The sequence below is a fragment of the Bacillus sp. 41-22 genome, assembly GCF_025809295.1.
In the GTDB taxonomy this organism is placed as follows: Bacteria; Bacillota; Bacilli; order Bacillales; family Bacillaceae_G; genus Bacillus_A; species Bacillus_A mycoides.
In genome coordinates, this window is sequence record NZ_CP084035.1 from 4514720 (window position 1) to 4533626 (window position 18907).

Annotated in this window: 22 protein-coding genes; 6 read left to right on the top strand and 16 right to left on the bottom strand. The window is 37.5% G+C overall.

The window, feature by feature from the left end:
* Positions 1-134 precede the first annotated feature (134 nt).
* The 3 genes from pulA to pepV form a co-directional block, all read right to left on the bottom strand.
* Entirely contained in the window at positions 135-2276 is a 2142-nt protein-coding gene (pulA, locus tag LCF45_RS23160; RefSeq protein ID WP_263894303.1) for a type I pullulanase, read from the bottom strand.
* Positions 2277-2563: 287 nt separating this feature from the next.
* Positions 2564-3109 carry an RNA 2',3'-cyclic phosphodiesterase gene (gene thpR, locus LCF45_RS23165; protein WP_197219501.1) on the bottom strand — a complete coding sequence of 182 codons (546 nt, stop codon included), beginning with the start codon at positions 3107-3109 and terminating at the stop codon, positions 2564-2566.
* 103 nt (positions 3110-3212) lie between these two features.
* Positions 3213-4619, bottom strand: a complete 1407-nt coding sequence (gene pepV / locus LCF45_RS23170; RefSeq protein WP_002089051.1) for a dipeptidase PepV — start codon at positions 4617-4619, stop codon at positions 3213-3215.
* A gap of 357 nt (positions 4620-4976) precedes the next feature.
* Between pepV and LCF45_RS23175 the strand changes: the two genes are divergently transcribed.
* A complete protein-coding gene (locus tag LCF45_RS23175) occupies positions 4977-5198 on the top strand; it encodes a DeoR family transcriptional regulator (protein WP_000805512.1) in 222 nt (73 codons plus the stop codon).
* Between the two features lie 82 nt (positions 5199-5280).
* Here the strand turns inward: LCF45_RS23175 and LCF45_RS23180 are convergent, their stop codons facing one another.
* Both LCF45_RS23180 and LCF45_RS23185 read right to left on the bottom strand, forming a co-directional pair.
* A complete protein-coding gene (locus tag LCF45_RS23180) occupies positions 5281-6009 on the bottom strand; it encodes a pseudouridine synthase (RefSeq protein ID WP_002034388.1) in 729 nt (242 codons plus the stop codon).
* Between the two features lie 41 nt (positions 6010-6050).
* Positions 6051-7703 carry a putative polysaccharide biosynthesis protein gene (locus tag LCF45_RS23185; protein ID WP_002129465.1) on the bottom strand — a complete coding sequence of 551 codons (1653 nt, stop codon included), beginning with the start codon at positions 7701-7703 and terminating at the stop codon, positions 6051-6053.
* A 283-nt stretch (positions 7704-7986) separates the two neighbouring features.
* Between LCF45_RS23185 and LCF45_RS23190 the strand changes: the two genes are divergently transcribed.
* Positions 7987-9258: a BaiN/RdsA family NAD(P)/FAD-dependent oxidoreductase gene (locus LCF45_RS23190; RefSeq protein WP_002129466.1), complete on the top strand. Its 1272-nt coding sequence runs from the start codon at positions 7987-7989 to the stop codon at positions 9256-9258.
* A 212-nt stretch (positions 9259-9470) separates the two neighbouring features.
* Complete coding sequence (locus LCF45_RS23195; RefSeq protein WP_002112346.1) at positions 9471-10913, top strand: MDR family MFS transporter; 1443 nt, start codon at positions 9471-9473, stop codon at positions 10911-10913.
* 40 nt (positions 10914-10953) lie between these two features.
* On the opposite strand, the gene LCF45_RS23200 is transcribed toward LCF45_RS23195, so the two are convergent.
* Complete coding sequence (locus LCF45_RS23200) at positions 10954-11277, bottom strand: ArsR/SmtB family transcription factor (RefSeq protein ID WP_002015665.1); 324 nt, start codon at positions 11275-11277, stop codon at positions 10954-10956.
* Positions 11278-11709 (bottom strand): SRPBCC family protein, encoded by a 432-nt coding sequence (locus tag LCF45_RS23205; RefSeq protein ID WP_263894304.1) that lies wholly within the window; start codon positions 11707-11709, stop codon positions 11278-11280. It lies immediately after the preceding gene.
* 423 nt (positions 11710-12132) lie between these two features.
* Between LCF45_RS23205 and LCF45_RS23210 the strand changes: the two genes are divergently transcribed.
* Entirely contained in the window at positions 12133-12360 is a 228-nt protein-coding gene (locus LCF45_RS23210; protein ID WP_002129470.1) for a DUF3973 domain-containing protein, read from the top strand.
* A 34-nt stretch (positions 12361-12394) separates the two neighbouring features.
* Here the strand turns inward: LCF45_RS23210 and LCF45_RS23215 are convergent, their stop codons facing one another.
* Both LCF45_RS23215 and LCF45_RS23220 read right to left on the bottom strand, forming a co-directional pair.
* On the bottom strand, positions 12395-12577 hold the full coding sequence (locus LCF45_RS23215; RefSeq protein ID WP_000621752.1) for a sporulation protein Cse60: 183 nt from the start codon (positions 12575-12577) through the stop codon (positions 12395-12397).
* Between the two features lies 1 nt (position 12578).
* On the bottom strand, positions 12579-12815 hold the full coding sequence (locus LCF45_RS23220; RefSeq protein WP_002089059.1) for a DUF2553 family protein: 237 nt from the start codon (positions 12813-12815) through the stop codon (positions 12579-12581).
* 268 nt (positions 12816-13083) lie between these two features.
* Here LCF45_RS23220 and LCF45_RS23225 point away from each other — a divergent pair, with 268 nt between their 5' ends.
* Positions 13084-13563 carry a CarD family transcriptional regulator gene (locus LCF45_RS23225; RefSeq protein ID WP_002089061.1) on the top strand — a complete coding sequence of 160 codons (480 nt, stop codon included), beginning with the start codon at positions 13084-13086 and terminating at the stop codon, positions 13561-13563.
* Between the two features lie 74 nt (positions 13564-13637).
* Here LCF45_RS23225 and LCF45_RS23230 read toward each other — a convergent pair whose 3' ends face one another.
* The 7 genes from LCF45_RS23230 to glp form a co-directional block, all read right to left on the bottom strand.
* The gene (locus LCF45_RS23230) at positions 13638-14423 is read right to left on the bottom strand and encodes a glucose 1-dehydrogenase (RefSeq protein WP_002015659.1); all 786 of its coding nucleotides are present in this window, start codon (positions 14421-14423) and stop codon (positions 13638-13640) included.
* A 12-nt stretch (positions 14424-14435) separates the two neighbouring features.
* Positions 14436-15293: a glucose uptake protein GlcU gene (glcU, locus tag LCF45_RS23235; protein ID WP_002129475.1), complete on the bottom strand. Its 858-nt coding sequence runs from the start codon at positions 15291-15293 to the stop codon at positions 14436-14438.
* A gap of 33 nt (positions 15294-15326) precedes the next feature.
* Positions 15327-15749, bottom strand: coding sequence for a DUF3888 domain-containing protein (locus LCF45_RS23240; RefSeq protein WP_002089063.1), 423 nt, complete (start codon positions 15747-15749; stop codon positions 15327-15329).
* Positions 15750-15848: 99 nt separating this feature from the next.
* Positions 15849-16082 (bottom strand): molybdopterin converting factor subunit 1, encoded by a 234-nt coding sequence (gene moaD / locus LCF45_RS23245; RefSeq protein ID WP_002089064.1) that lies wholly within the window; start codon positions 16080-16082, stop codon positions 15849-15851.
* A gap of 2 nt (positions 16083-16084) precedes the next feature.
* Positions 16085-16549, bottom strand: a complete 465-nt coding sequence (gene moaE / locus LCF45_RS23250) for a molybdopterin synthase catalytic subunit MoaE (protein ID WP_002129479.1) — start codon at positions 16547-16549, stop codon at positions 16085-16087.
* Positions 16546-17067, bottom strand: a complete 522-nt coding sequence (gene mobB, locus LCF45_RS23255) for a molybdopterin-guanine dinucleotide biosynthesis protein B (RefSeq protein WP_002164943.1) — start codon at positions 17065-17067, stop codon at positions 16546-16548. Before mobB ends, moaE begins: the two co-directional genes overlap by 4 nt.
* The gene (gene glp / locus LCF45_RS23260) at positions 17031-18320 is read right to left on the bottom strand and encodes a molybdopterin molybdotransferase MoeA (protein WP_263894305.1); all 1290 of its coding nucleotides are present in this window, start codon (positions 18318-18320) and stop codon (positions 17031-17033) included. Before glp ends, mobB begins: the two co-directional genes overlap by 37 nt.
* 83 nt (positions 18321-18403) lie before the next feature.
* Here glp and moaC point away from each other — a divergent pair, with 83 nt between their 5' ends.
* The gene (gene moaC / locus LCF45_RS23265) at positions 18404-18889 is read left to right on the top strand and encodes a cyclic pyranopterin monophosphate synthase MoaC (protein WP_002112363.1); all 486 of its coding nucleotides are present in this window, start codon (positions 18404-18406) and stop codon (positions 18887-18889) included.
* The last annotated feature ends 18 nt before the right edge of the window (positions 18890-18907 follow it).

The window sequence follows — 18907 nt, forward strand, 5'->3', positions numbered from 1 at the left end:
TAAGCCGAAAACAGGATAAATCACCTGTTCTTCTAGTTTATTTTACAAAATCAATCATAGAATGACAACTTATGAAAATCGTCACCTTTGTCAATTCTACATTTATTACATTCTCATCGTCAAGTAGCGATTTGTCACATTATCGTCAATATATACGTGCTAATTGGAGCCAATTGAAGTTCCTTTCCTCTAAATGAAGAAATTGGCTCTATTTTCGCTTGCTTTTCGTTTACTAACACATGCCACGTTTCTTCTTTTGGAAGCTGCACCGTTTTAGCTTCTAAACCGCTATTAAATAAAACTACAATCTCTTTCCACGGTCCAAATAATTCTACATACTCTAGGTGGTATGCCAGTACTTCTGTAGATGTTTGCAAAAAAGTCATATGCTTTTTTATAAGGTCCGCATTTTGTAATCGGAATGCCCCGTGCCCTTTGCGAATCGCAATTAACCCTTTTATATAGTTAACGGTCTCCATCTCTTTCTCTTTTTGATCCCAATCTAATTGATTAATTTCATCATTTGCATTATAGCTATTTTCGTTCCCTTGCTTCGTACGATAAAACTCTTGCCCCGCATGTAAGAAAGGAATCCCTTGTGAAAGAATAACCATTGCGGTTGCTAAACGATGACGCCTTTTCAAAATTTCTTCTGATTCTGGATTACTTTGCACTAGTTTATCCCACATCGTCATATTGTCATGACATTCTACATAGTTGATGCTTTGTACTGGCTCTAGGAACAATCCTGTTTCTTTCATACTTAAAAGGCTACCAGCTACTATATACTGCAAATGATTACAGTCTACATGCCCACCAAATGCAAAGCCACGTTTATTTATATTAAAAGTACTTCCTTTTATTCCATCACGAAATTGATCATTAAACTGTGCGATACATGGCATTTTATTCGCATTATTTAACGTCGCTTTCTCTTCAAGAGGAAGCGGTGTTTGCAAATCCCATCCTTCACCTAATAACAGCGCATCCTGCTTTATTGTTCGTACTTCTTTTTCTAATTCATTCATCGTTTCAACATCTAAAATTCCCATTAAATCAAATCGGAAGCCATCAACATTGTATTCAGTAAGCCAATATAAAACAGATTCTATAATAAATTTCCTCATCATTTTCCGTTCAGATGCTATATCATTTCCAACTCCCGTCCCATTAGAAGGCATACCGTCTTCCCCATGACGAAAATAATATCCCGGGACAAGCTTCTCAAATGATGATAATTCTCTTTCATAAACATGATTATATACAACATCTATAATCACTCGAATGCCGTGATCATGAAATGTTTCAATTAGTTGTTTACACTCTACTATCCTGTTATATGGATCAGAAAGGTTTGTAACATAAAATCCTGTTGGTATATTGTAATATAACGGATTGTAGCCCCAATTATATGCGGAAGCAGGATTCACTTCATCTATACCACCAAAACAATGTAAAGGTAATAGTTCAACATGTGTAACGCCTAAATCTTTTATATAAGACAATCCTGTTAATGTCCCATTTCGCCCTACTGTCTCCTCTTCCATTAGCCCTTTATATGTCCCTTTCTTATTCACCCCACTGTTTGGGTGAATAGTAGCGTCACGAATATGCAGTTCATACAATATGGCATCTGTCATTGACTGTAATGGTGATAATTCTACTCGTTTTGTCACATTCGTTTTTTCCAAATCGATAACGACGCCGTATTTTCCATTTATCGTCGCAGACTTTGCATAAGGGTCAACCGCTTCGTTCCATATTAAATTAATACAAACAAGGAATGTATATCGTGCTCCATCATGATCACCTTGTAATGTATGAATCCACACTCCGTTTTCTTCTCTGTACATTTCATAATCAATATATTCTTTATCACTTTTATAAATCCGTACTTTCGCAAGCCTTGCAGTCGGAGCCCATACTTTAAATATTGTTTCTTCTTTTTTATACACAGCACCTAAGTCGGTACCTTCGTAATAATATTTTTCATCGAAAACTACTGTTCGAATCACAGCGCCTATTTGTAAATCTGTTTCTTCATTCCGTTCATCCCGTACTGTATAATACTTCCCCACATCTATCGGCTCTTCTATAAAGCATTCATACTTCGTTGCATCTGGAAGAGCAATAGTATGAACAATCGGTAACTCTTTCACATTGCTTCCTTCTTGTAAACGAAATGTCCGGCTTGTTCCATACGCATGCGGGAGCAAAATTGTAATTTTATTCATTTCATCTAAATAGGCATCAAATGGACGTTTTACTTTCAACATAAAAAATCACCATCATTCTCAAAATTAAAATAAAGTGAAACTTTAATCAATGGGAACGCTTTACTCCCACTGATTATTAGCCTTCACCAATTGGGCCTTTATGGGCAGTAGATCTCCCACCTAACTTCTTTGCTTCATCCTAATTTGGAGATGGGAGTCTTACTGCCCGCAAATAGGGGGTGAAACGAGCTGCAAGTGATAAGGGTTTTCTTATCAGCGAAGCTCTATACAGTAACACATTATTCCCTATAGTATATTCACCTGTATAAAAAACGTTTTCATACATTCTATTTTTGTAGTTTTATTTCAGTAATCGATTTATACTTCGGCGTTTCCTTAACGTGAGATTCATACAAAGTAATCGTATCTGCTTGAAATGATGTTACAGGTAACTCTTTTACATTTGTCAGATCAAACACTTTTTCTCCTACCCATTTACGCGCAACAGTAATATGTGGATGATAAGGACGTGTATCTAGAGAGAAGCCATTTTCTTCACAAATTGTATGCACTTGCTTTTGTAAAGTAAACAAATCTTGATTATCACTTATCCCCGCCCAAAATATACGCGGCTGGTCCACCTGTCCGAATGTAGAAAGTCCTTGTAACGTGAACGATAATTCCGTTTTTTCTGTAAGTGTTTGTAATCCATTCTTTATTCCTTCTAACTGTTCCTCTGTCGCACTTCCTAAAAATGAAAGGGTAATATGATAGTCTTCTTCATGTACCCACGAGCGAAATGGTAATTCACCCTTCATTTCCTCTTTATAATTAGAAAGAATTTCTTTTATATGACGTGGTAAAGTTACTGCGACAAAATAATGCGGCACCATCTACATCGTCTCCTTTATGTTATTGTTGCTTTTCTTCCTTATCTCATTCAGCTAAAAAGAATCCGCCCTCTAAAGTAGAGAGCGGTCATTATTTAAATATCTTTTATTTCGCTAATTCATGAATTGCCTGAGCATAAATCGCTGTCGCTTTTAATAAATCTTCAATTTCAATGTACTCATCTTTTTGATGCGCAAGTTCTTCTTTTCCTGGGAATAACGGGCCAAATGCAACACCAGCTTTCAATGAACGAGCATAAGTACCACCGCCAATTGCTAACAATTCAGCTTTTTCACCAGTTTGTTCTTCATATACACGTTGCAAAGTACGAATTAACGTATGATCTTTGTCAACGTGATGCGGGCGAGAGTTAGAATAATCCGCTACTTCAAATCCATGAGTACCAACATATTCTTTTAACTTTGCAATTGTTTCTTCAAAGTTAGTTGTAACTGGATAGCGTACATTTAATCCTAAATTACCACCGTTTTCTTGCGAGTAAGACAGGCGACCAACATTCACTGTTAACGGCCCGCTAATATCGTCTTTATAAGAAATACCAGCTTTTTCTCCAATAATATCACCTGTAAATGTTTCTGTTACAAACGAGGCAAATGAAGCCCCTTTTCCATCAAGAGAAACTTTCGTTAAGAAGTTTACCAATAATAAACCTGCATTTTCTCCCTTTTCCGGAGTAGATCCGTGAGCTGAAATCCCTTTGATTTGCAACGTCACCGTCTTTCCTTCTACAATTGCTTTACCTATTTTTTTAGCAGTTTGTAAATACTCTTCATATGCTACTGTAAGTGTATTTACATCTTCTCCTGTAATAACTGCTTCTGCAAAATCAGGAACCATATTTAAACGACGACCTGACTCAAATGAAATAAGCTTAAATGTGCCTTCTTTCTCTTCGCCACCACTTTGCACAACTTGTATGTCAGAAATTCCTTTTTCCGCATTAATAATCGGAAAATCTGCATCCGGCGCAAAACCGATTGTTGGCATTTCTTCATTTTTAAAATAATGATCTACACACTTCCAATTACTTTCCTCATCTGTTCCTAAAATCATACGAACACGTTTTGAAAGAGGTAAGCCTAATTCTTTAACGATTTTCATCGCATAATAAGCTGCCATCGTCGGCCCTTTATCATCAATTGCACCGCGTGCAAAAATCTTCCCGTCGCGAATATCCGCACTATACGCAGGCGTTGTCCAGCCATCTCCTTCTGGTACAACATCAACGTGACAAAGAATACCTACTAATTCTTCTCCCTGTCCCATTTCAAGATGACCTGCATATCCTTCTAAATTTTTAGAACAGAAACCTTCTGCTTCTCCTTTATGTAACATGAAAGATAAGGCTTTTTCTACACCTTCACCAAATGGTGCGCCCTCTTTCGCAGATTCTTCTTCCCATACACTTTTAATTTGTAAAAATTTTTGTGTATCACGAATTAAATCATCTTTTCGTTTTGTAACTTCTTCTGTCCAATTAATCGTCGACATCACGCATCCATCCTTCACTATATTGTCTCTTTCATCATAGCAAACGAAAATCTCTTATGCCATACATGAAAACCTAATAACGGACAATTGTAATATTTCAGATATTTCTTATTAGTTTTTCTTTTATTTTTTTAAAAAAATTTGCAGGAATTTGGCGTTTTACGTAGAAATTTATGAGTTAGTTGACTGACCAGACATACAATGTCAACTACCAATATTTTTCTATATGAATATTTGTTAAACTTTTGTAAAATTTAAGTAAGTTAAAGCATGAATTTTATCATGTAGAGTACAATGGTAGTAACGACCTTCTTTCCTGAATGGGGTCAAAAAAACTAGTAGAGGAGCGGTTTTCTCTTGAAACCTACAACTACTCGTATGCTAACACGCATTAAATCGATTTATATGTACATCAATGAAAACGGTACGGTAACAACGAAAGACCTTGTAGATGAGTTCGGGATCACACCGCGAACAATACAACGTGATCTAAATGTGTTGCAGTTTAATGAACTCGTGTATAGCCCTTGCCGCGGCAAGTGGACAACGACAGGAAAGAAAGTGAGAATGACCTCATAATAAAAAATAATTGTATGTAAATAAATACATACCCCTTTCTAACTCATTAGAAAGGGGTCTTTTCTATGCTCTGAAATTGGCGTTACTTTTCGTTATCTACTTGATACGTCTTTAACATTTCTACTTCTTCATCTGTTAATTCACGATATTGCCCAAGTTCTAACTCTTCATCTAACATTAAAGGTCCCATCTCTGTTCTCTTTAAATAAACTACTTTTTTCCCTACCGCTTCAAACATACGCTTCACTTGATGGAATTTTCCTTCTGTAATAACGAGTTCAATCTCAGAAATATCATCACTTTTTAAAATTGTAAGTTCGCCTGGCTTCGTTTCATAGCCATCTTCTAAAATAACACCTTTAGCGAATTCTATTACATCCTCTTCCGTTACAACACCTGAAATGTGTGCATAATATTTTTTCGGCACATGCTTTTTCGGAGATAATAGTTGATGCGTTAACTTCCCATCATTTGTGATTAATAAGAAACCTTCTGTATCAATATCGAGCCTTCCAACAGGGAATGGATCGAAAATCGCATCTTCTAATTCTAATAAATCTATTACTGTTTCGTGGTTATCATCTTCTGTCGCTGAAATAACACCTTGTGGTTTATGCATCATTAAATAAACAAACTCTTTATATTCCACAACTTCACCGTGAATCATAACCTCTTGCTCTTCTACATTCACATGAAACTTCGCATCTTTCACTGGCGTTCCATCAATCTTCACAACGCCGTCTTTCAGTAATTTCTTTACTTCTTTTCTACTTCCGTGTCCCATATTCGCTAATAATTTATCTAATCTCATGTTCTACACCTTCTTTATTTATCATAGAAAAGGGGACGTATTTACGCCCCTTTTGATTTCAACTTTATTTTGAATCTACTACCAAGTTTACGCTGGATTTTCTCTAAAGCTTCTCCACCAAATACTCTTTCTAGTACTCCTGTGCGAATCGCTAACAATCCGTAAACAAGACCACCAATACCTGCACAAATCGCAACTGTAATAAGAGCACCAATACGGCCATCAGGCGAAATCATGAAGGATAGAAGCCATTGTGATAGTTTTACAGCAATAACCATTACAAGTGTTAAGACTGCAATTTGGAATGTTCTCTTATATACAACACCAAATGAATAGTGTGCGTGTTTTTTAATTTGTCTATTCGTATACCATACGGAAGCTAAGAAGCCGACTGCAGTAGCCAAAATCGCCCCAACTGTACCGAAATAACGAATAAAGATTACGTTACATGCAAATTTCAAAATAACACCCATCACAAGCGCAACAATCGCATGTTTCTGCTGGTTAATCCCTTGCAGAATTGCTGCTGTTACTGTGAATAAAGCGAATAACAATGCAACTGGCGCATACCACATTAATACTTGTCCACCTAGTGGGTCTGAATCGTAGAAAGCAGTGTAAATCGGATATGCAAGTGTAGAAATACCGACAACTGCTGGCAATGTTAAAAACATATTCGCCTGGAATGTTTGTGTAATTTGTAATTTCAAATAACGGTATTGCTTTTCAGTAAACGACTTTGTAATCGCTGGCACGAGCGTTAAACTAAACGCTGTTGCAAGTGATACTGGAATCATAATTAATTTATGCGTCCACATCGTGAAAATACCGAGTGCTCGCTCTGCGATATCTCCTTGACCAATCGCCTGCATAATAGAGTTAAATGTCAATGTATCAATTTGTTGATATAAAGGAATTGTTAATCCAATTACAACGTAAGGGATTGCATATGCAAACAACTCTTTAAACAATTGAGCGGTACTTACCGTCGATTCTGGTACAGTTTGCTCAATTAAATATTGATCCAAATATTTTTTACGTTTTAACCAGTACCAAATTAATACGCCAAGTGCTCCAACTGCTGAAACGAACGCAGCGAATGTCGCAACCCCAACTGCCGTTGCTACTGTACCGCCAAGTACTTTAATAACGATGAAACTACCCGCTAATAAAAAGACGATACGAATAATTTGTTCAATAATTTGTGAAACCGTAGTCGGTCCCATCGATTGGTGGCCTTGGAAATAACCACGAATCAAACTTGCTGCCGGCACAACAATAAGCGCAAAACTTACGAGGCGAATAATCGTCGTAACTTCTTCTATCTTATTTTGTAAACTTTGTTTACCAAGCATTGCTTCTGCAAATAATGGTGCGGTCATGTACAGTACTAAGAAGGAAAGAACTCCTGTTACTATCATCATAACCATTCCCGAGCGGAACATTCTCCGGCTCGTTTTATAATCTCCAAGTGCATTATATTTGGAAACAAACTTAGAAACAGCAAGCGGCACTCCTGCCGTTGCGATACTTAAAAATATCGTATATGGAATGTATCCATATGTATAGAGCGTTCCGCCTTCTGTGCCTACTAATGCATGAAACGGAAAAACGTAAATCATGCCTAAGAACTTTACTAAAAATGTCCCTAACGTCACAATAAGCGTTCCGCGCAGAAATTTTGAATCGGACATACGAAAATCCTCCTACATCTACATAAAGTGAAACTATAATTAGTGGGAGACTCTCCTCCTACTAACCATTCAAGCATTTACAGGCTGCTTTAACTCCCTCTTTACTTCTCCAAAATCTTAAGGTAGTAGTCTTATTGCCCATAAATAGCAGGATAATGCTGAACTCTAACTTTTGTATTGTACCACAATTCTCCTCTTAAGCAGTACTTCACTCTATTTTTCTTTTAAGGGAAAACATGCTATTCTTTTAGGCAGGAAATGTAGAAAATGAGGTCGATATATTATGCATTATGATGTTATTGTCATCGGCGGCGGTCCTTCAGGGCTAATGGCTGCAATCGGTGCTGCTGAAGAAGGCGCAAGCGTCTTACTTCTTGATAAAGGAAATAAACTAGGACGTAAACTTGCGATTTCTGGTGGTGGTCGTTGTAACGTAACGAACCGTCTACCACTTGATGAAATCGTTAAACATATACCTGGAAATGGTCGCTTCTTATACAGTGCTTTTTCTATTTTCAGTAATGAAGATATTATTACATTCTTCGAAAATCTCGGTGTACAACTGAAAGAAGAGGATCATGGCCGCATGTTCCCAGTATCAAATAAAGCGCAATCTGTTGTAGATGCACTGTTAACACGATTAAAAGACTTAGGTGTGAAAATACGTACGAATACGCCTGTCGAAACGATTGAGTATGAAAACGGTCAAACGAAGGCTGTTATTCTGCAAACAGGTGAAGTGTTAGAAACGAATCACGTCGTTATCGCTGTTGGCGGAAAATCTGTTCCTCAAACTGGTTCTACTGGAGACGGATACGCTTGGGCTGAAAAAGCTGGGCATACAATTACAGAACTTTTCCCAACAGAAGTACCAATTCTTTCAAACGAACCGTTTATTCGTGACCGCACATTACAAGGTCTTGCTTTACGAGATGTAAACTTAAGTGTATTAAACCCGAAAGGAAAAGTTATCATTTCTCATAAAATGGACATGCTTTTCACTCACTTCGGCCTATCTGGTCCTGCTGCTCTTCGCTGTAGCCAATTCGTTGTGAAAGCGATGAAAAAGTTTAAAACGAACACAGTGCACATGAGTATCGATGCATTGCCAGAAGAAAATAGTGAGCAACTGTTCCAGCGCATGCTGAAACAAATGAAAGAAGATCCGAAAAAAGGAATTAAAAACGTTTTAAAAGGCTATGTTCCTGAACGTTACTTCCTATTCTTATTAGAAAAAAATGAAATTGACGGTAGCGAACAAGCTGGACAAGTTTCTCATGAGAAGATTCGCGCACTTGTGAAAGATTTTAAAGAATTTACCGTCCATGTAAATGGTACGCAGTCAATTGAAAAAGCATTCGTTACTGGCGGAGGGGTATCCGTTAAAGAAATTAACCCGAAAGAAATGGCTTCGAAATTCACGAATGGTTTATACTTCTGTGGAGAAGTTCTTGATATTCACGGTTATACTGGCGGCTATAACATTACATCTGCCCTTGTTACTGGCCGAATTGCCGGAACAACAGCAGGACAAAATTCAAAAATGCAATATTAAAGAAGAAACAGGGACTCCTGTTTCTTTTTTTAGTATGTTGAAATAGCAAAGTAATACACGAAATTATATCGGCGATACTTTAAATATGTCGACCGTTTCTTCAAAAATATCCCTTCTTCCTAACTTCCCATTGCTTTTTTGTTGCTTTATATACCTTAGTACCTTTATATTTTATATTGTTGAATATTCGAAAAAGGGTAAGGGGAAAACAAATGAGAAAAAAAGTCATGATGTCTTTAATGCTAATGACGTTTCTTTCTGCGGTAGAAGGAACGATTGTTAGTACAGCGATCCCTCGTATAACGAGTGATTTGTCAGGTGTCGAACTTGTTAGTTGGGTATATGCAATCTATATGCTTGCAACAGCTGTTTCGACTCCAATATACGGAAAGCTAGCTGATTTATTCGGCCGTAAAAAAGTTCTGCTCATCGGAGCAACAATCTTCTTAATCGGTTCTGCACTTTGCGGAGTCGTTACATCAATGGAACAATTAATCTTCTTCCGTGCTCTTCAAGGTATAGGGGCTGGTGCTGTTATGCCGATCACAATGACGATTATTGGAGATCTATATAGCGAAGCGAAAGACCGCGCGAAAGCACAAGGCTGGATGAGTGCCGTTTGGGGTGTATCTGGTGTTATTGGGCCGTTAGTAGGTGGATTTTTAGTCGATTCTCTTTCTTGGCGCTATATTTTCTTCTTAAACGTTCCTTTTGGAATTATCGCTTGCTTAATGTTTGCCACTTCTTATAAGGAATCTGTTAAGTCCGCCGCTAAGCAACATATCGACTATCTTGGTGCGACAGTTTTCTCATTAAGTACAATTGCTTTACTATACGCATTATTAACAGGTAGCAGTAAGCAAAACTGGGGAGACATTTCAATTATCGGCCTATTAATCTTTGCCGCTGTTTCATTCATTATTTTCTTATACATCGAGAAAAAGTCTCCGGAGCCATTAATTCCGCTAGCACTTTTCTCTAACCGTACATTATCTACAATAAACATACTAACACTTATTGCTGGCGCAATGATTATTAGTATTACAGTGTATCTTCCAATTTGGAGCCAAGGTGTTTTAGGAAAAAATGCGACAGAGGCTGGACTCATTTTAATGCCGATTCCTGTTATGTGGACATTCGGTGCTATGTTCTCCGGTAACTTAGTTGGTAAGTTACAAACGAAACAAATTATTTTACTTGGAGCTAGCATTTTATCAGTTGCTACTTTCTTATTATTTACATTATCAACAGATTCACCATCATTCCTTATTTATGTTGCAGTCGGATTATTCGGCTTAGGAATGGGGCTTGTTACACCAATTTACATGGTAACAATTCAAGCAGCTGTACCGGCCCATACGCGCGGAACGGCAGTTGGTTTAAATACATTTATTAATACATTTAGTCAAACACTAGGAGCTGCAATCTTCGGAACGATCTTCAATACGATGATTCATGCACGTGGCATTAAAAACCTTGATCTTGTTTCTTCTGGCGGACATGGAGGGGCTACAGCAAACGTAGCAACCGAGTCACAATCCGCATTAGCATCAAGTGTACACGTCATTTATATGAGCACTTTCGTATTAGCGGTATTCACATTAATTATCGCTTGGATCCTATTAAAGCCAGCTAAACAAACAAGTGAACAATAAAAAAAGGATGACCATTTTGGTCATCCTTTTTGCATAAAATCTACTCTTCATTCTCCACAATATGTTTAAGCACGGACAATTTATTATCCCAAAATCGTTCATAGTACGAGAGCCACTGCTGTAATTCCTCTAATGGTTCTGGGTGCAAACGATATATCTTCTCTCTTCCACTCTTTCTTCCACTCACTAAATTCGCTTCTGAAAGAATATGAAGGTGCTTTACAACTGCAGTACGGCTCATCGGAAAATGATCCGTTATTTTTGAAATTGGTAACTCTTTATCACTTAATAACCGTAACACTTCTCGGCGGGTTGGATCAGCAATTGCTTGAAATACATCATATTTCGCTGCTGACGAGGACACTTAACCTTCGACAACCTTTTTCAGTTTTTCATTTACAATCGCTACCCAGCCACCATTCATTCTATCGCGAATAATAGAGCTCTTCGCATTCGCTTTCGGAAGGATTTCATCAGGATGTTTCCAGCCGCCGTGAATTAACGTAAATTCTGTTTTATTATCTCCTAGGTCTTTCAAATTAAATGAAACAACCCAGCCATCTGTTTCCCATGAGAAAGATAAATAATTCGGCTCATCAATCTCTAACACTTTACATGGTGATGGTCCGAAAGGTGATTGCACATGAAACTCATGTCCTACCGCCAATTCGAAATCATTTGGCATAAACCATGACGCAATTCCTTCTGCAGTCGATACTACATTCCATACTTTTTGAATAGGCGCGTTAAAAACGATTGTTTGTTTAATATCATTTAATGTATTTTGTTGTTCCATTTATATCTCCTTTATTCGGCATTAAAATATAACACCTTTTAGTTTCATATTAACAATATAACACCTTTTGGTTTCATGTCAAGAAAGACTCTTTTTCACTGTTGAGAAATTCTCAACATTTTTTCAACAGGACAAACACCCTCTCACCATTCCTTCATAATATACTCACAAAGGCAATGAAAAATAGAAAATTCCCTCAATATGAAACTCTATCACTCCTATTGAGAGAAGCGCCTAACTTATCTCATCTGTACTTCGTCTCTCCTCCTTCCCTCGGGGACAATACGCGAGATATGTAAAAATCAGAAGGAGTATGCCCGCCATTTGGGTAGGTAGTTATTTCTCTTCTCCTCAACATTTCCTTAGGAGCGAAATGACTACCAACCCACTTTTTCAAACAAAAATAAAAAGGAGATGAAAGCTATGTTCTATTGCATTAACTGTTCTGAAATTCACCATGAAAAACACCCGAATGATAAAGTTTTTAAAAACGGTTTTTATATTGATCCATTTTTAGGTGATCGTTATCACCTTGGTATGTGTACAGATGCCCAAAACCATGAAACAGGGGCGCCTCTTTTAGCGACAAAGAAATTAGGCACAACTCAATCTATTATGAACGTATTACCGACACATGTTGTCCCAACATAAAACATAAAAAAGAGCTGGCTCACCCAGCTCTTTTTTATGTTTTATAAACGATCATTGCTGAAAAACAATAAATTTGGTTTTCGTCATCGTTAATAGAAACACCGACTTGGTACTTAATATCTACAAAGTTACTATCATCAATTTTTTTCAAAAATACATTTACAGCGTCTTCTAAGTCTTTTTCATGACTTTCATCAAACACTTTCACACGAATCATGTTAACACCATCCTAGATCGCAGCCCTCCGCCGCTTGTTTATTGCCACGGTGCGTATCTATGATGCGATAAAACTTTCCATCTTCATATATATATCCGTCTTCTAACACATATTGTTTATCTTCAGTATAGACATAAAACTTACCTATCATAAACTTACTCGTATATAATTCCAAATAATCTTGCCTAAATTTAGCTACAACTTTATTTGTAATATCAATTCTAATTGTGCGCCCCACCTTCTCTCCCTCCCTTGCAAAGAACGGATTTAGGTATATTGTATTAGCGATTTTATATTTTATGCTTAAAAATAAGTGGATATGCCCTCTTTCTGCGCCTGTACTATTTTTCTAAAAAAATCCCCCCTATTTATTCAACTTATAAGAGCAAAAAAACGACTTTTATATATTGACTACAGCATATCAGATGTGATATTATATAAAATTTGACATTTTTATCCTAGTATGTTATCATTAAAAGTAGTTACCACATACGGAGGTGGATGATTTGTTTCAAATTGGTGATAAAATCGTTTATCCAATGCACGGTGCAGGAATCATCGAAGCAATTGAAGAGAAAGAAATATTAGGCACTACGCGTCAATATTGTGTTATACGCATCATTAGTAAAGATATGCAAGTAATGCTTCCGATGAATCAATTACAAAAATCAGGTATACGTTATATCGTCGATAAAGGTACGTTAGATGGTATACTTCTTGAATTTCATCATGGGGAATCAGACCCCTCACTCTCTTGGAAACAAAGATATACAATGAATATGGAAAAAATGAAGAACGGCAATCTTCAAGATAGTGCAGAAGTTGTTCGTGATTTACTTCGTCGCAATAAAGAAAGAGCATTAAATGCGAGCGAAAAACAAATGCTAGATAATGCGCGTAAAATGGTTATTAGTGAAGTTGCGCTCGTACAGAATGTTTCAGAACATCAAGCAACAGAATTTCTTCAAGATACAATCAATCATTAATTTTAAAAATAGCCGACCGCTATTTTTTTTTGCGTAAAAAAGGCCAAAGAGTTAAATCTCTTTGGCTTTTCATATTACCCACGCCCCGCTTGAAACGATGGGTATAGAGTCATTCCACCATCTGCAAATAACGTAATTCCAGTTACGTAACTTGCCTCTGCTGAAGCGAGCCACGTTGCTACTGCTGCGATTTCTTCAGGTTTTCCAATGTACCCCATTGGAATCATACTTTCTACGTCGTCACGTTTTTTCGGGTCAGCAAATTTTTCAGCATTAATTGGCGTATTAATTGCACCAGGACCAATATTATTTACCCGAATACCTTTTGGTGCATATTCTAACGCTAACGTTTCTGTCATAAGCTTAATCCCTCCCTTACTAGCCGCATAATGCACAAATAATGGCCACGGGATTTTCTCATGAACACTAGACATATTAATAACCGAACCTTTAATATCGTGTTCCACAAAATATTTAATCGCTTCACGACTTCCTAAAAAAGCACCTGTTAAATTTGTATGAATTACTTTATTCCAATCCTCTAACGGCATTTCATGCGACGGTACCGCGTTTTCTATCCCTGCATTATTAATCATAACGTCGAGCGTACCAAACTCTTTCACAGCAGATTGAATGAGATTCACAACATCTGCCTCGACCGTCACATCACCTTTTACAGCAATCGCTTCTCCACCTACCTTTTTTATTTCTTCTAATACATCGTTCGCTTCTGACTCTCTTGAGCGATAGTTAATAACAACTTTCGCCTTCTCTTTAGCAAATCTTACTCCCATGGCTCTTCCAAGACCAGTTGCTGATCCTGTAATAACGACGACTTTCCCTTCTAAATCGCTATACATTTTAATACCTCCTTAACCTTTCGCAATCCCCAGCATAATTCCAGCTGCAATGATAAAAACGATACCAATAACAATCCCAATTAATTGACGCTTCGTTTTCCTTTCACCTAATATAAAAATCCCGCCAAGCGTCGAAATAATAATTCCCATTTGTGAAAGGGAAAAGCTTGTTGCGACCCCAACTCTTGGCTGCGAAATGAATAAAAACATATTTCCAGCTGCCCAAATCAATCCTGGAAGAATATTTCGAATCGCATATTTATTGAATGGATGATGTTTAAATGTGAGTAAAATCCCGCCTAATACCATACCGACCGCTTGTGGTAATAAAGCCGACCAACCGTTCACGTTAAATAACCGGATAACTACTACGTAAACTAAATAACCGACTGTTGAAATTAATAAAATAATAATTCCTTTTTTAAAATTTCCTGCTTGCTCTGCATTCTTCTCTTCTTTACTTTGAAGCGATGTTAAAATAACCCCGATAATAATACAAACGAGCGCCAAAACTCCAAGAACGACCGATATCGTCGTTGACCATTCATGAAACACGATAACCCCAAATAATGTTGTTGCGACTAATTGAAGCCCTGTTGAAATCGGCATCGTTCTAGAAACACCCATTAAATCAATACTTTTTAATTGATTCGCTTGACCAAGTGCCCAAAATAAGCCAGATACAATTCCAACTCCAATAACGGTCGGAGTTAATACCGGCTTCATAAAAATATAAACAACAATTGAGAAGATAAGTGCACCGAACGTTGTACCGAGCGTTTGACTATACGGTCCCCCACCCAGTTTCACGTTAAATAGCACAATACTCCCCCAAAATATAGCTGGTAAAATCGCTAAAAGTATATCCATCGCTCATTACCTTTCTCTACAAAATGTCATAGGTTATCGCTCTAAATCATTAGAGTGAGCTTTTATTTTTTCGTTTTTTCGTGCACAAATCTTTTCTACAATAGCACCAGAAACATTCTTTTCTCGCTCCACTTTCTTTATCTTTATGTGATCTAAATTGTCTTCCAAAGTAAGTGTAACTTTATCATTCGGCGGATTATGTGCCCCTTGAAATGTAAGAAATTGTATCGTAACTTCAAACCTAGGAACAAACTCATCTTTCTTGCCTAGACGCTTTATATTTGTAACTGAGTCACATTCATATTGATCTTCTGTCACTTGCCTTATAACCGAGTAATATCGATTCAGTAACGCACTTTCTAAAAGCTGTTCCGTCGATTCCTTTGCCAAAGAATTGCTTGGAGAAAAGAAAAAAACAGAACATATCATTGCAATCATTACACATATCTTTTTCATAACTTCCTCCTTTTCCTATAAGATAGTGTTCTCCAAAATGCCATAAAAAAACGACTTTCCCTATTTAGGAAAGTCGTTTTTTATAGCATAAATCCAATATTAACCACCACTCACTGGTGGTATTAGTGCAACTACATCACCAGTGTGTATCGTGTCATCTTCATTTGCGTACTCTTCATTAATCGCAACCATAATTGGCGCTGACACTGGTACATTATATTCTTTCGCAACAATATCTTTTAACTCTGCAACAGTAATATTTTCTTTCTCTATTTGTAATTCACTCGTTCCTGCTTCTTCTTGCAAGTTCGCAAATAACAATACTCGAATCATATTTATAACTCCTTCCCAGGCTCTCCTGCTGGATATGGTGTTTTTTCTAATTGGTCACCAATCCATGAGTCACCATCTTCCCAAAACTCCTTTTTCCAAATTGGAACAATTTGCTTAATACGCTCCATAATATATTCATTCGCTTCATAAGCCTCTTTGCGATGAGGCGTTGATACAGCAACAACAACCGCTATATCAGAAATTTGCAGCGTGCCGATGCGATGCGTAATCGCAACATGTGTACCGGGCCACTTCTCCTTCACTTCTGACCCAATTTTCTGTAGCATCTTTTCTGCCATCGTCTTATAAGCTACATACTCTAAGTATAGTGTACGACGCCCTTTCGTAAACTCCCTAACTGTCCCGATAAATGTTGTAACAGCACCACATTCACGGCGAACTACTTTCTTTGTCACCTCTTCAATCGAGATTTCTGTATCAATTACTTCATAATACGTATTTATCATTTTGCACCCCTAGCCGTTTGTAAAAACCAGTCTATATACAATTTTTCTTCTGTTATATGAAATACTTTATATTCTTCTCGTACATTTGACGAAGCATCATACCACGTAATAACTGCCGCTATATTTTCTACTTTATGTAAAAGTTCAGCGTCTTCCGCAGAACGAAGTAACACTACTTTCGGATAGTTCTCAGCTTTATAGCCCTCTATTAAAATCGTATCTACTTCAAAAAATTCGTACAAGCGGATAATTTCTTGCAAGGACCATTCATCTCGCAAAGAGGACAAAGATAGTAATCCGGCACCTTCTACACTACTTACTACAGCACCAGCTTTTCTGTGTCTTTCACTATCTTTTTGCGCTACTTCAGGAAAGCCCCCGTGACCATGATGTTTAATTGTAGCAACCTTCATTTCTCTTTCAGTTAATGCATGCACCATCTTCTCTACAAGTGTTGTTTTCCCGCTATTTTGATACCCTACTATTTGTAAGATTGAAGAGGCTTTGTCCACGGCCAATCACTTCCCTCAGAGCATTCTAACAATAATACAGACACTTTCATTCCTGCTTCAAATCCTCTCGTTCCTCCAGGCAGCACGATAAAAGCATTTGCATCCGCAAGTGAAGAGACTGCACTCGATTTATCTAAACCGACTGGCATCGCTTGTAGTGCCCCATTAACAATACTCGCTTTTGCTCTTACAAAACGAGTAAACGGATTTGGTTTCGGGAAATCTTTTTGTAAAATAGCATCAGTTCTATATACGTGAGGCTCCTTCACATGCAAATACGTTTTCATAATTGGATGCACAAATAATTCGAAACCTACATAACAAGCTGACGGATTACCTGATAAACCAAAGAGTAGCTTTCCATCAACTTCAGCTACTGTCGTTACACTCCCCGGTCTCATCGCTATTTTATTAAAGAGTACATTCGCCTGTAACCTTTCATAAATAGCTGGCAAATAGTCGTAATCCCCTACTGAAACACCGCCCGTTGTAATTAAAATATCAACCTCATCCATCGCTGATTTAACAGCTGTAAAACATGCATCTAACTCATCGGCAAGTTGTCCATAGTAACGCACTTTCCCGCCAGCTTTCATAATTTGAGCGGCAATCATGTAAGAGTTACTATTTCTAATTTTCCCTGGCTCTAACGCCTCATGCACTTCTAGTAATTCACTTCCTGTCGTTACAATACCGACAACAGGCTGTTTTACAACTTTCACAGTGCTATATCCAAACGTCGCTAATAATGCGGCAACACCTGGATTGATTACAACACCTTTCTTAACGAGGACTTGATTTTGTTTTATATCTTCTCCTTTAAATGACACATTGTCACCGTTTTGGAAAGGACGTTTTAACTTCATATATGTACTTTCGTTCCTCTCGAATCCTTCCGTCAGTTCTAGCATTACGACTGCATTGCAATCTTCTGGAATAGCTGCTCCTGTCATAATACGAACCGCCTGAAAAGCCCCTACTTCTTCTGTAAAAACAGATCCTGCTCCGATCTCTCCTATTACTTCAAATTCAATCGGCTGCTCTTGACTCGCTTCCTTCGTGTCTTCTGCTCGAATTGCGAAACCATCGTAAGGAGAACGATCAAAGTGAGGAACGTCGTGATCTGAGACAACATCCTCTCCAAGAATCCTCCCATAACTTTCTGTAATAGAAACTTCTTCTACTTCACCATGCTTAGCATATTTCATAACCCGCTCTACAGCCTTAGCAACTTGAATCGGGATTCGTTTTTCTACCATTGTTTCTCACCTCATATTTGCAAAATATCTAATCTCGATTACACTTTATATATTAAATCGCAATTACTTCAAGGAGGAATTCCATGTCTTCATTCACACATTTCAACGACCAAGGGCGCGCTAAAATGGTTGATATAAGTGACAAAAAAATAACCGTTCGAACAGCAATAGCATGCTCTAGCATTCTCGTTACAAAAGAAATTTTTGATAAAATCTCTCACAATGAAATTGGTAAAGGTGACGTATTAGCCGTCGCACAAATCGCAGGTATTATGGCTGCAAAACGTACTTCTGATATTATCCCAATGTGCCATCCTTTATTATTAAAAGGTGTTGACGTCTCTTTCGATTGGAAACAGTCAGAAGAACAATATCGGCTACTTATTGAAGTAAAAGTTAAAACAGAAGGTAGTACCGGCGTTGAGATGGAAGCTTTAACAGCTGCTTCCGCTACCGCTCTTACTGTATATGACATGTGTAAAGCCGTTGATAAGGGTATGATTATTGGCGAAACGTACTTACTTGAAAAAACGGGCGGAAAAAATGGAGATTATATTAGAAATTCTTAATCCTACCTTTTCCAGTTG